This is a genomic window from Ruegeria sp. BG5, from assembly GCF_056538425.1.
Genome location: NZ_JBQFTC010000001.1, coordinates 267,834 through 280,697, shown reverse-complemented (window position 1 = coordinate 280,697; position 12,864 = coordinate 267,834). Strand labels below are relative to the sequence as shown.

The 12,864-nt window shown below is 60.1% G+C and carries 11 protein-coding genes; 8 read left to right on the top strand and 3 right to left on the bottom strand.

Going from position 1 to position 12,864, the window contains the following annotated elements; genetic code table 11:
* The first annotated feature begins 85 nt into the window (after positions 1-85).
* Entirely contained in the window at positions 86-790 is a 705-nt protein-coding gene (locus ACR0KX_RS01295; protein WP_170622931.1) for an SDR family oxidoreductase, read from the top strand.
* Positions 791-794: 4 nt separating this feature from the next.
* Here ACR0KX_RS01295 and ACR0KX_RS01290 read toward each other — a convergent pair whose 3' ends face one another.
* From ACR0KX_RS01290 to ACR0KX_RS01280, 3 genes are all read right to left on the bottom strand, one after another.
* Entirely contained in the window at positions 795-2,066 is a 1,272-nt protein-coding gene (locus ACR0KX_RS01290; protein ID WP_170452513.1) for an NAD(P)/FAD-dependent oxidoreductase, read from the bottom strand.
* Between the two features lie 215 nt (positions 2,067-2,281).
* Entirely contained in the window at positions 2,282-3,439 is a 1,158-nt protein-coding gene (locus ACR0KX_RS01285) for an acyl-CoA dehydrogenase family protein (protein WP_170452523.1), read from the bottom strand.
* Between the two features lie 112 nt (positions 3,440-3,551).
* Entirely contained in the window at positions 3,552-4,115 is a 564-nt protein-coding gene (locus ACR0KX_RS01280; protein WP_170452525.1) for a TetR family transcriptional regulator, read from the bottom strand.
* 303 nt (positions 4,116-4,418) lie between these two features.
* Between ACR0KX_RS01280 and ACR0KX_RS01275 the strand changes: the two genes are divergently transcribed.
* From ACR0KX_RS01275 to ACR0KX_RS01245, 7 genes are all read left to right on the top strand, one after another.
* On the top strand, positions 4,419-4,883 hold the full coding sequence (locus tag ACR0KX_RS01275; protein WP_170452529.1) for a nuclear transport factor 2 family protein: 465 nt from the start codon (positions 4,419-4,421) through the stop codon (positions 4,881-4,883).
* Positions 4,884-4,894: 11 nt separating this feature from the next.
* Complete coding sequence (locus ACR0KX_RS01270) at positions 4,895-5,515, top strand: pyridoxamine 5'-phosphate oxidase family protein (RefSeq protein ID WP_170622929.1); 621 nt, start codon at positions 4,895-4,897, stop codon at positions 5,513-5,515.
* Between the two features lie 48 nt (positions 5,516-5,563).
* Complete coding sequence (locus ACR0KX_RS01265) at positions 5,564-5,725, top strand: hypothetical protein (protein ID WP_170452532.1); 162 nt, start codon at positions 5,564-5,566, stop codon at positions 5,723-5,725.
* 141 nt (positions 5,726-5,866) lie between these two features.
* Entirely contained in the window at positions 5,867-8,338 is a 2,472-nt protein-coding gene (locus ACR0KX_RS01260; RefSeq protein ID WP_170622926.1) for a heavy metal translocating P-type ATPase, read from the top strand.
* Positions 8,335-8,724: a Cu(I)-responsive transcriptional regulator gene (gene cueR / locus ACR0KX_RS01255; RefSeq protein ID WP_170452536.1), complete on the top strand. Its 390-nt coding sequence runs from the start codon at positions 8,335-8,337 to the stop codon at positions 8,722-8,724. Before ACR0KX_RS01260 ends, cueR begins: the two co-directional genes overlap by 4 nt.
* 96 nt (positions 8,725-8,820) lie before the next feature.
* On the top strand, positions 8,821-9,693 hold the full coding sequence (locus ACR0KX_RS01250; RefSeq protein ID WP_170622925.1) for an NAD(P)-dependent oxidoreductase: 873 nt from the start codon (positions 8,821-8,823) through the stop codon (positions 9,691-9,693).
* 69 nt (positions 9,694-9,762) lie between these two features.
* Positions 9,763-12,861, top strand: a complete 3,099-nt coding sequence (locus ACR0KX_RS01245) for an aminotransferase class III-fold pyridoxal phosphate-dependent enzyme (protein WP_480707767.1) — start codon at positions 9,763-9,765, stop codon at positions 12,859-12,861.
* The last annotated feature ends 3 nt before the right edge of the window (positions 12,862-12,864 follow it).

Genomic DNA, 12,864 nt, shown 5'->3' with positions numbered 1-12,864 from the left:
TCTACAGGCTTAGAGCAGAAGAACTGATTGGTCAAACGCAGCGCCGCGGCTCATTCTCAGGAAAGATGCAAATTGGAGCGCGAAAATGACCGAAAAAGTTGCCCTGATCACAGCCGGCGGCAGCGGGATGGGCGCTGACGCGGCCCGTCGGCTGGCCGCTGACGGGTTCAAAACCGGTATCCTGTCCTCATCCGGCAAAGGCGAGGCATTGGCCCGGGAACTGGGTGGCGTCGGTATAACCGGGTCCAACCAATCCAACGACGATCTGCAACGGCTGGTGGATGCGGCCATGTCCCATTGGGGGCGGATCGACGTTCTGGTCAATTCAGCCGGGCATGGCCCAAAAGGCGCGGTGCTGGATCTGTCGGATGACGACTGGCATCTGGGGATGGAGGTGTATTTTCTAAACGCCGTCCGCCCGACCCGGCTGGTGACCCCGATCATGCAGGCCCAAGGCGGTGGATCGATCATCAATATCTCAACCTTCGCCGCATTCGAACCGGACCCGGCCTTTCCGACCTCGGGCGTATTTCGCTCTGGCCTCGCGGCTTTCACCAAGCTCTATGCCGACAAATACGCGGCAGACAACATCCGCATGAACAATGTGCTGCCCGGCTTCATCGACAGCCTGCCCGAGAAACAGGACTTCCGCGACAGGATTCCGATGGGCCGCTATGGGCGCAGTCGCGACGAAATCGCGCCGGTGATTTCTCTGCTGGCTTCTGAGGGAGGCGGATACATCACCGGACAAAACATCCGGGTCGATGGTGGTATCACCCGCTCGGTCTGACGTATCAGAGCCGCGCCTTGATCAGATGCGTCAGCGCCGCGCCGGTTTCGAAATAAGCACGGCGCAGGCGCGTCCAGCTTTCGCGGTGCTCGGATACGACTGGCACCGGCAGGCATGAGAAATCCCCTGTCAAAAGGCTTTCAGCCATCAACCGCCCGAACATCGTGCCGGGCCCGATGCCGCGCCCGGAAAACCCATGGGCGGACAGGGCGTTTGGGCCAAGCTGAGTGATCTTGGGAATATGATCCGACGTCATGGCTATCCGCCCGTGCCAGCCCTGAACCAATGGTTGATCCGATAGGTGCGGAAACAGTTCGGCCAATTTGCGACTGACCCATCCTGTATGGGCCGCGCGGCCAGCATGGCTTAGATCCCCCATCCCGCCAATGATCATGCGTCCGTCCTGATCCAGCCGGAACGATGTCATGATCAGGCCGGTATCCCAGCATCCTTCGCCCTGCGGCAGAATGCTGTTGCGCAGATTGTGGGACAAAGGCGCGGTCGCATATTGAAAGTAGTAGACCGGCACATAGGCGGGCGCGGTGTCCTCAATACCTTGATGATAGGCGTTTGTGGCTTGAATGACCGCCCTTGCGCGCACCGATCCGCCGGGGGTTTCCAGAACCCAAACCTCACCTTCCCGGCGCAGGTTGCGAACCGGACTGTTGGTGTAGATCTGCGTGCCGAACTCACGCGCCACTCGCGCCATACCCTGCACATAGGACAGTGGCTGGATCGTACCGGCCCGAGGATCAAACAGCGCCCCATGAAACGCCTCGCTACCGGTTCTTTGCGCTGCGGTCCGGGCCGACAACAGCTCGACCGGAGCGCCCGCCGTGCTAAGCTGCGCGTGGCGGGTTTGCAGATCGCGCAACCCGGCAGGTGAGTGCGCGCAGTGAAGTGTTCCGTTCCGCACCGGCTCGCAATCGATCTGGTGCTTTTCGATCAGGGCAAAGACCTCGGACGGAGCTTGGGACAGAAGGTCAATCAGGCGGTCACCAGTTGCCTGACCCAAGTGCTTGCGAATGTCGTCGGGGGGCAACCAAAGGCCCGCATTGACCAACCCGACATTCCGCCCCGAGCCGCCATGGCCGATGTCCTGCGCCTCCAACAGACAGACCGACGCGCCGGATTTCGCAGCGTAAAGCGCAGCGGAACACCCGGTGTATCCGCCACCGATAATGGCCAGATCCACCGTCACATCGGCTGAGAGGGGCTCGGCGTTCAGGTCTTCACGGCATGTCTCGCGCCACAGAGAGTGTTCGGGGTTGGTCACGGGTCACCTTTCATCCTTGTCCGCAGCATTAGCGCGCAAGGTGGCAGCAACTCAAGATGAGGAAAGAGGAACGGCCTGTCGGGGTCGTGTCGGCGCAAATTTCGATGGCAGCGGTGAATATGACCCTTCGGGCCTGAACAAACGCCCTCTGCAAACTGCCCGGCCCAACCAGCACAGTCGTTTCGACAGAAACGACAAAGATGGGCGGGAGCCCCTTAGACGTCGAGTGACCGCGCGATCAGTTCTTTCATAACTTCGTTAGTGCCGCCATAGATCATCTGCACTCGTGCATCCGCGTAAAGACGGGCAATCGGGTATTCCATCATGAACCCATAGCCGCCAAACAGTTGCAGGCATTCGTGCATGATTTCGTTCTGCACCTCGGACCCCCAGTATTTGACCATCGAGGCTGTCGCGGCGTCCAGTTCTCCAGCCTCCAGCTTGGCGATACAGTCGTTCACAAAGCTGCGCAGCACTTCGGCCTTGGTCTTGCACTCGGCCAGTTTGAAACGCGTGTTCTGGAAGTCCATGACACGCTGACCGAAGGCCTTACGCTCTTGCACGTATTTCACCGTCTCGGCGATGGCGAAATCGATTGCCCCAAGGGCCATCAGACCGATGGTCAGACGTTCCCAGGGCAATTGCTTCATCAACTGATAAAACCCCTGCCCCTCATCCGGGCCCAGCAAGTTCGTCAACGGCACTTTGACATCCTCAAAGAACAGCTCGGCGGTGTCGTTGCCCTTCATGCCCAGCTTTTTGAGGTTACGCCCCCGGCGAAACCCATCCGCGCCTTCGGTTTCGACCGCGATCAGGGAGACACCCTTTGCCCCAAGGGACTTATCCGTTTTCGCCGCAACAACGATCAGGTCCGCCGACTGACCGTTGGTGATGAAAATCTTGGACCCGTTGAGCTTGTAAGAGTTGCCATCCTTCTCGGCCGTCGTCCGCACGGCCTGAACGTCGGACCCGGTGCCCGGTTCTGTCATTGCAAGCGCGCCGACCATTTCGCCCGAGATCAGCTTGGGCAGCCATTTTTGCTTTTGGTCTTCGCTGCCATATGTCGCGATGTAGTGGGTCACGATGGACTGAATTCCATACCCCCAACCCGCATCACCACGCGCGGCTTGTTCATAGATTGTCACGGCATCGAACCCCATGCCGCCACCAACGCCGCCATATTCTTCGGCGACCGAGCCCGCCATCAGCCCTGCTTCGCCGACCTTGTGCCAAAACGCGCGGTCGACAACGCCGTTGTCGGCCCATGTTTCAACATTCGGGGAAAGTTCATCATCCATGAACCGGCCTGCCATATCGGCAAACATGCGGTGTTCATCTGTAACCCAGGCGGCGGACGAGGTGAAAAGCGACATCTTCAGATCTCCGGATAAGCGTTTGTTATAGGCTACCTAGCCCAGCGCTTCCCGCCAATCCATGTGACGTGGCGTTGGGCCCCTGAACAACGCAACGTTCTTTCCCGGAGGGTTAGGCCAGGGCGGTTTTCAGCAGTAATGCGGCAGCCTCTTTGGCGTCTTCGGCAGGGTCGCCGCTTTTCAACAGCACGGCAGAGACTATTGCACCTTCCTGCAGCAAGACAATCTGTCGTGCCAGCGTTTCAGGTGCAGGGGCGCCCGCCTTTTGTGCAAGGTGCGTGAAATGATCCAGCATCACCTGCTTGTGTCTGGCGGCCTGAACATGGATCGGATGATCGGCTTCCTGATACTCGGCCCCCGCCTTGATGAACATGCAGCCGCGAAACTCGTCCTGTTCGAACCATTCCTTGAGGGCGTCGAAACTGGCCAGGATTTGCCCCGCCGGCGTGTCGGCCCTGTCTGACATACGCCCCAGAACCCACTCGCGAAAGCTTTCGTCCCGCAGGCGCAGGACGGCCAGGATCAACTCTTCCTTGGTGCGGAAATGCTTGTACATCGAGGTTTTCGACACGCCCGTTTCCACCACCAGCTTGTCCATGCCAGTCGCGTGAAACCCGTCGCGATAGAACACCTGCATCGCCTTGCGAACAAGCTCATCTCGTTTGTTTGGGCGCATGATCCCGCTCCTGCATGTACTGACCTGTACATATTAAACTTGGCCGCGCGGTTCAATCCACCTTGCCTACCCCGTTGAAATACATAGCTTTTCGCCCCGTTTCTTAAGGAATTACATCAAGTCGCAAAATAATGCTTGAGTTTATTGACAGATCGGTACACTTTAGAGGTATTCTTACCGATCAGTTCACCCAAGGATTTGACCGATGAAACGACACGCCAACCTTGTTCCACCACAATATCTGCCGGTCCTGTTGACCCTGGCGATGATCGCCGCTGCACTCGTCTGAAAGAGCACCCGAAAATGTCCCGACCACCGCTGCCGCCCTTCACCGTCGAAACCGCCACGCAAAAGGTTCGTATGGCAGAAAACGCCTGGAATTCCCGTGATGCAGATGTCGTGACCCCGGCCTATACCGAACACAGCCAATGGCGGAACCGGGCCGAATTTCTGTCCGGCCACGCCGACATCCACGCCTTCCTGACCCGCAAGTGGCGCAAGGAACTGGACTATCGCCTGATAAAAGAGCTTTGGGCCTTTTCCGACAATCGCATTGCGGTGCGCTATGCCTATGAATGGCACGATGACAGCGGTCAGTGGTTCCGGTCTTATGGCAATGAGAATTGGGAATTTGCCGAGGACGGGCGCATGTCGCATCGTCACGCCTCGTTAAACGATTTGCCGATCACCGAGGATGACCGCCTGTTTCACTGGCCGCAGGGCGAACGCCCGGAAGACCATCCGGGGCTGTCAGACTTGGGTCTGTGAAAGGACAAACCATGCCGCGCGCCTTTTCCGAACTGACCTTCACCCCAGCCGTTCGCGCCCATCAGGAACGGATGGGATCGGCAAAAACCTATGCCAAGTTTATCGAAGGTGGCCCACAGCAAGGCCACCTGATCGGCGATGCGGAAAAAGCGTTTATCACAGCGCGGGACGGGTTCTATCAGGCCACCGTGTCCGAGACTGGATGGCCTTATGTTCAGTATCGCGGCGGCCCTGTCGGGTTCTTGAAGGTGCTGGGGACACAGACCATCGGCTATGCCGATTTTTCCGGCAACAAACAGTATATCTCGCGCGGGAATCTGGACGGGAACGATCGAATTGCGATGATCCTGATGGATTACGCCAATCAGCGCCGTCTCAAGATTCTGGGGCGTGTGGAGTTTACCGAAGGCGAGGCGGCCACAACCAGCCTGTATCCCGACGGGGCCACCACACGCGCCGAACGCGCCGTGATCATCCGGGTCGAGGCGCTGGACTGGAATTGCCCCAGCCATATCACGCCCCGTTATACCGAGGCTGAACTGCGCCCGCATCTGAACGCCCTGGGACAGCAACTGGCGCAGTTGCAGGCTGAAAATGAACGGCTGAAACAAGCACTGGCCCAATCGAATTAGGTCGCAGAGACCCTTCAAATCACCTTCGCGGACGGAGGACGGACTACCATGCTACGTTCAACGATGAATATCGCCCTGATCGCGCTTGCAGGTGCCGGTTGCGCCTTTCTTGTTGTCCTCTATGGTTTTTTTGCCTCCCCGAATGCGGTCCGGACACAGCCCGCGACGGGTGAACAGACATTGTTGCTGGACCGTTTGCTGCAAAACTGACGGTGTACCTCGTCAGACGCACTTCCGAATGCCCCAACTGCATTAACGCCTGATTTCCGCGAAAATCCATGGCGCGCCCCTTGACCTTCCCGTCACTGGAACCCTCATGTGGAGGGCAAAGATAGTTCCGAGACGAGTCGTATGGCACAGCCTCAACCAATACAGATCAAGATCACCGGACTGAACTGCGCCTCTTGCGTTGCGCGGGCCGAAGCTGCGTTGAACGGTGTTGCAGGCGTCGAGTCCGCCTCGGTCAACTTGGCAACCCACACTGCGCAGGTCGTAACCACGGGTCCGGTTACGGCGCTGACCGAAGCGCTGGACGATGCCGGTTATCCTGCGGCGATCGAACAGACTGTCCTTGCGCTCACCGGGATGAACTGCGCCTCTTGCGTGGCGAAGATCGAACGTGCGCTTGCCGCGACCACAGGTGTTTTGACTGCTGATGTCAATCTGGCGACCGGGGCGGCTCGGGTGACTTATCTTGAGGATGCCACCACGCCCGCGACACTGGCTCGGGTCGCGGCCGATCTTGGTTATCCGGCCCGGATCGAGGGGCAGAATGGCACTGCCCCCGCGACGCAGGATGATGAGGCGCAAAAGCTGAAGCAGACCACGTTGCTGGCCGCGCTACTTGCGGCACCGGTGTTCATTCTTGAGATGGGCGGCCACATGATCCCCGCCTTCCACCACTGGGTGCACGGCACCATTGGCGCGCAAACCAGTCAGTTGATTCAATTCGCGCTGACGACAGTTTTGCTGATCGGTCCTGGGCGGGTGTTCTATCGAAAAGGCATCCCGTCCCTGCTGCGCGGAACGCCGGATATGAACGCGCTGGTCGCGTTAGGAACCGGTGCCGCCTACCTCTATTCGGTGACCGCGACCTTTGCGCCCGGCGTGCTGCCGCAGGGCACAGCAAATGTGTATTTCGAAGCCGCCGCTGTCATCGTGGTTCTGATCCTTCTGGGCCGCTGGATGGAGGCGCGCGCCAAAGGCAAAACCGGCGTAGCCATTCGCAAGCTGATCGGGCTGCAGCCCAAAACCGCGCGAGTTGAACAGGGCGGCGCTGCTATCGACCGCCCCATTGCCGACATCACTGTGGGCGACATCCTGCAAATTCGGCCCGGCGAGCGCATCGCGGTCGATGGGCAGGTGTTGGAGGGCTCTACGTTTGTGGATGAAAGCATGATCACAGGCGAACCCGTTCCGGTCGGCAAATCACCCGGCGATCCGGTTGTTGGGGGCACCATAAACGGAACCGGTGCTCTGCGGGTGCAGGCCACACGTGTCGGGGCCGATACAGTCCTGGCGCAGGTCATTCGATTGGTGGAACAGGCGCAGGTGGCCAAACTGCCAATCCAGGGGCTGGTGGACCGGATCACCTATCGCTTTGTTCCGGCAGTCATCACTGTCGCTGTTCTGACCGTCCTCGCGTGGTTGCTATTCGGGCCTGCGCCCTCATTGCCGCTGGCGCTGGTGGCCGGGGTCTCGGTCCTGATCATCGCCTGCCCCTGCGCCATGGGTCTGGCAACGCCGACCTCGATCATGGTGGGCACGGGCCGGGCAGCCGAACTGGGCGTGCTGTTCCGCAAGGGTGATGCGTTGCAGCAATTGCAACAGGCAAAGGTGATCGCATTGGACAAGACCGGTACGTTGACACTGGGCCGTCCCGAATTCGACAACATCACAACGACAACCGGGTTCGACCCGACCGAGGTGCTTCGTTTAGCTGCGGCGCTGGAAGCACGTTCAGAGCATCCGATCGCATCGGCAGTCACGCGGGCCGGTCCCAAAGATTTGCCCGATGCGTCCGAGGTTCAATCCCTGACGGGCCTCGGGGTGCAGGGCGTGGTCGAAGGTCGGCGCGTTCTGATCGGATCCAAGACCCTGATGCAGCAACAGGGCCTTGACCTTGGTGAGCTGCAAGCCGAGTCCGACGCCCGCGCCACCGAAGGCGCAACGCCGCTATTCGTGGCGATTGATGGGCGGCTGGCGGCGGCGCTGTATGTTTCCGACCCAATCAAACCCGGCACGCCCGAGGCTTTAGCGCGCCTGCGCGAGGCCGGTTTGACGTTGGCGATGGTCACCGGCGACAACACCCGTACGGCGAGGGCATTGGCCAACCGTTTGGGTATCGATCATGTCACAGCCGAAGTCCTGCCGGACGGAAAACGGGACGCGATACAATCCTTGCAGGACCGGTTTGGCTCCCTGGCTTTCGTTGGCGACGGCATCAACGACGCCCTTGCCCTTGCTGCGGCCGACATAGGTGTCGCCATAGGGACCGGCACAGACGTAGCGATTGAGACTGCGGACGTCGTTCTGATGTCCGGCGATTTGCGCGGCGTTGCAAATGCGGTTGAAATAAGCCGCCGCACAATGCGTAACATTCGGCAGAACCTGGGCTGGGCCTTTGGATATAACATCCTTCTGATCCCGGTTGCGGCGGGGGTTCTCTATCCGTTTGGAGGTCACTTGCTGTCCCCGGCCTTGGCCGCAGGGGCGATGGCCTTGTCCAGTGTCTTTGTCGTCTCGAACGCGCTGCGCCTGCGGCGGGTACGCGCGGATCTGCCTGATAACGCAAAGGCGACATCCAAGGAGGTCCGCGCATGAATATCGGAGATGTCGCTGCACAAACCGGCCTGCCCGCCAAAACCATCCGCTACTACGAAGAGATCGCTCTGATCAAACCCCTGCGCGACGACAATGGGTACCGGGTCTTCCGCCCTCAGGACCTGCACAAGCTGACCTTTCTGGGCCGCGCCCGCGCTTTGGGGTTCACCATCGAAGATTGCCGCACCCTGCTGGCGCTTTACGAAGACGAAACGCGGGCCAGTGCGGATGTCAAACGGGTGGCCCGCGATCATCTGGCGCAAATCGATGCCAAGATCGCGGACCTGAAGGCCATGCGCGACACGCTGAGTCACCTGATCGACGCCTGTGCAGGGGATGATCGCCCCGACTGCCCGATCCTTCAGGATCTGGGCGGCAAGGCGTGACGCGGGGTTGCCCTTTGGGCGCAGCTTTGCTTTGTCTCTGACCAACACTCCGGCCCGCTGAATGATACGGGGCCGGTCAGCAGAGAGGATCACCAAATGGCAAAAGTTGCGTTTCTGGGTTTGGGCGTCATGGGCTATCCAATGGCCGGACATTTGCAGGCGGCGGGTCATGAGGTGACCGTTTTCAATCGGACAGCCGCAAAGGCCGAAGCCTGGGTTGCCCAACATGGCGGCGCGATGGCGATCACCCCGCAAGAGGCTGCTCAGGGCGCAGATTTCGTGATGGCCTGCGTCGGCAATGACGACGATTTGCGCATGGTCTGCACCGGCGAGGACGGCGCCTTTCAAGGCATGGCCGAAGGGGCAACATTCGTCGATCACACCACCGTGTCCGCCAAGGTCACACGCGAGCTGTATGCCGCGGCGCATAGCAAGGGAATTGCCTTTGTGGACGCCCCAATCTCGGGCGGTCAGGCGGGTGCCGAGAATGGCGCATTGTCGATCATGTGCGGCGGCGATCAGGTGGCTTACGATGCGGCAGAGCCGATCATGCAGGTCTATTCCAAGATCTGCCGCAGGATCGGTGACAGCGGCGCGGGGCAAATGACCAAGATGTGCAACCAGATTGCCATTGCCGGTCTGGTTCAGGGCCTGAGCGAAGCGTTGCATTTTGCCGAAAAGGCCGGGCTGGATGGGCGCTCGGTCGTTGAGGTGATCAGCCAGGGTGCTGCGGGCAGCTGGCAGATGGCGAACCGCTATGAAACCATGCTGGACGATCATTTCGATCATGGATTTGCGGTGGACTGGATGCGCAAGGATCTGGGGATCTGTCTGGAGACGGCGAATGAAACCGGGGCCTCCTTGCCAGTGACGGCTTTGGTCGACCAGTTCTACAAGGATGTGCAAAAGCTGGGTGGCGGTCGGTGGGACACGTCCTCGCTGTTCAAACGTTTGCGCGCGCTGGACTGAGGTCAGGGGGGCTGTCTGCCCCCCGCCGCGCCTGAGGGCGCGTCTCCCCCCGAAGATATTTTCAGCCAGATGAAGGGGATCCTGGTGTCGGACGAACAGGGTATGAGCGATATGACTGTGTTCTGGGCAACTGCGCTGCGGCTGCACTGGGGGCTTGAGGCGCGTTTGACGCGGCTGGATGGTGAGTATGATCTGAACTTTCTGGTGCAGGCGAAAAACGGGCAGGATTACATTCTCAAGGTCATGCGCCCCGGCTGCGCGCGCGGTTTGGTGGATCTGCAGATCAAGGCGTTGGAGCATATCGGCGCGTCGGCCCCGGGCCTGCCCTTCCCAACGGTCTTTGCGGATTTGAATGGCGACGTTTTGCCGGAGATTCAGGACAAAACCAGTGCGTCCCGTTTGGTCTGGCTGCTCGAGTGTTTGCCCGGCGAGAGTTACGCGCAAGCCGCGCCCAAAAGCGAGGAATTGATCCTGAGGTTGGGGCGCGTTCTTGGCGCGACGGATCGGGCGCTGGAAGGCTTCGCGCATGACGGGTTGGATCGGGCAGGTTTCAAGTGGGATCTGACGCAGGCCGGTTGGATTGCGGATCAACTGGATGTAATTGAGGATGAAGACCGACGCAGATTGCTGGGCGAAATAGTCGCCGGGTTCGACGCCATTTCGGACACGCTTGCGAGCCTGCCGAGACAGGCCATTCACAACGACGCCAACGATTACAATGTTCTGGTCGATGGCGCGCTGGGTCAGGGCCAGACCGTCACGGGCCTGATCGATCTGGGCGATATGTGCGCGGCGCCCCGCGTGTGCGACCTGGCCATTGCCGGTGCCTATATCGTGCTGGATCACCCGAAACCCGAACGCGCGCTGACTGCGTTGGTACGCGGCTATCACGCCGCGAACCGCCTGCGCCCGCAAGAGCTTGATCTGATCTGGCCACTTCTGCGGATGCGGTTGGCTGTGTCCGTGGTGAACTCGACCCTGATGGCAGCGGAGAACCCGGATGATCCCTATGTGACGATTTCACAGGCTCCGGCGTGGCGGTTTCTGGAAAACGCTGCGGTCAATGGCGGCTTGATGCCAGCGCGTCTGCGCGCCGCATGTCACCTGCCGGTCACCGACGGGGCCGAGCGTGTTCACGCCTATCTGGCGGCACATCGCGGTCACTTTGCCCAGATGTTCGGACAAGACCTTGGCGAGGTTCCCATGGGCTCGCTGTCGGTGGAAAACTCGACCTGGCCGCAAAACCCGTTCCACATGCCTTTGGAAGAGGCCGCGCGGGTCGGGGAAGAGTTCGGAGACGGGCTTTGGCTTGGATATTACGACGAACCGCGCCTGATTTATGCAGAACCGGGGTTTCGCAAAGGTCCGTGGAAGGCGTCGGACCGGCGGACAGTGCATCTGGCGGTGGATGTCTTTGCCCCGGCAGGCACCGCATTGCACGCGCCTGTCAGTGGGCGGGTCGAAGTGGTCGAAAACCGGGACAGCCATCTGGATTATGGCGGCGTGGTGATCCTGCGCCATGAAACGCCCCAAGGCGATCCGTTCTACACCCTCTACGGCCATCTGGACCCCGAGGTCTGTGATCGGCTGAAACCGGGCGATCCGGTGGCGCAGGGCGCAGCCTTCGCACAGCTTGGCGATGCCAGCCAGAATGGCAGCTGGTCCCCGCATGTGCATTTCCAATTGGCGCTGACGACGGTTGGGATGGAGGCCGACTGGCCCGGCGTGGGCGACCCGGACGAGATGTTCCTGTGGCATGCGGTCTGCCCGAACCCCGCCGCGTTGTTGAACTTGCCGGATGACAAGGTGCTCTATCAACCGACCGACAAGCAGGCCATTCTGCAAGGCCGCCATGAGCATTTCGGCGGCAACCTGTCGCTGACCTATGATGATCCGGTCATGCTGGTGCGCGGGTGGAAGCACCATCTGTTCGACGAATGGGGTCGCCCCTATTTGGACGCGTATAACAACGTCCCCCATGTGGGCCATGCGCATCCTCGCATTCAGGCCGTTGCGGCGGATCAGTTGAAGCGCATGAACTCGAACACGCGGTATCTGCATCCGGCACAGACGGCGTTTGCCGATAAGGTCTTGTCGAAACTGCCCGATCACCTTGAGGTCTGTTTCTTCGTCAATTCCGGCACCGAGGCCAACGAACTGGCCCTGCGGCTGGCCCGCGCCCATACCGGGGCCAAGGGGATCGTGACGCCGGATCATGGTTATCACGGCAATACCAACGCGGCGGTGGCAATCTCGGCCTATAAGTTCAACAAACCCGGCGGGGTTGGTCAGGCGGATTGGGTTGAACTGGTCGAGGTCGCGGATGATTATCGCGGATCGTTCCGGCGCGATGATCCGGACCGCGCCCAGAAGTTCGCCGATTTCGTCGATCCGGCGATCACCGCGTTGCAAAGCAAAGGCCATGGGCTTGCCGGGTTCATCGCAGAAACCTTCCCCTCGGTCGGGGGGCAGATCATTCCGCCCAAGGGCTATCTGCCTGCCGTTTATGAGAAAATTCGCGCTGCTGGGGGTGTTTGCATCGCGGATGAGGTGCAAACCGGGCTGGGTCGTCTGGGTGACTACTATTTCGGTTTTGAGCATCAGGGCGCGTTGCCGGACATCGTGGTGATGGGCAAGCCCATCGGTAACGGCCACCCTCTGGGCGTTGTGGTCACCACCAAAGAGATCGCCCAAAGCTTTGACAACGGGATCGAGTTTTTCTCGACCTTTGGCGGCTCGACCCTGTCTTGCCGGATCGGCAAAGAGGTGCTGGATATCGTCGATGACGAAGGCCTGCAGGAGAATGCGCGCCTGATGGGTGCGCGGCTGATCGACGGGTTGCGCCAGATCGAATCTGATTTCGGATGTGTCGGAGATGTTCGCGGGATGGGGCTGTTTCTGGGGGTGGAGTTGATCAACCCCGACGGCTCGGAAGGCACTGAAATCTGCAAATACGTCAAGAACCGGATGCGCGACCACCGCATCCTGATCGGCAGTGAGGGGCCAAAGGACAATATCCTGAAAATCCGCCCGCCCCTGACCATCGAAGCCGAGGATGTGGATATGATCCTGTTCGCGCTTAGGGATGTGTTGTCAGAGGTCGGTGATTTCACTCCGGCGCAGGTTTGCGATCACGACCACCATCACGCGGGATGTGGCTGCTGCTGACAA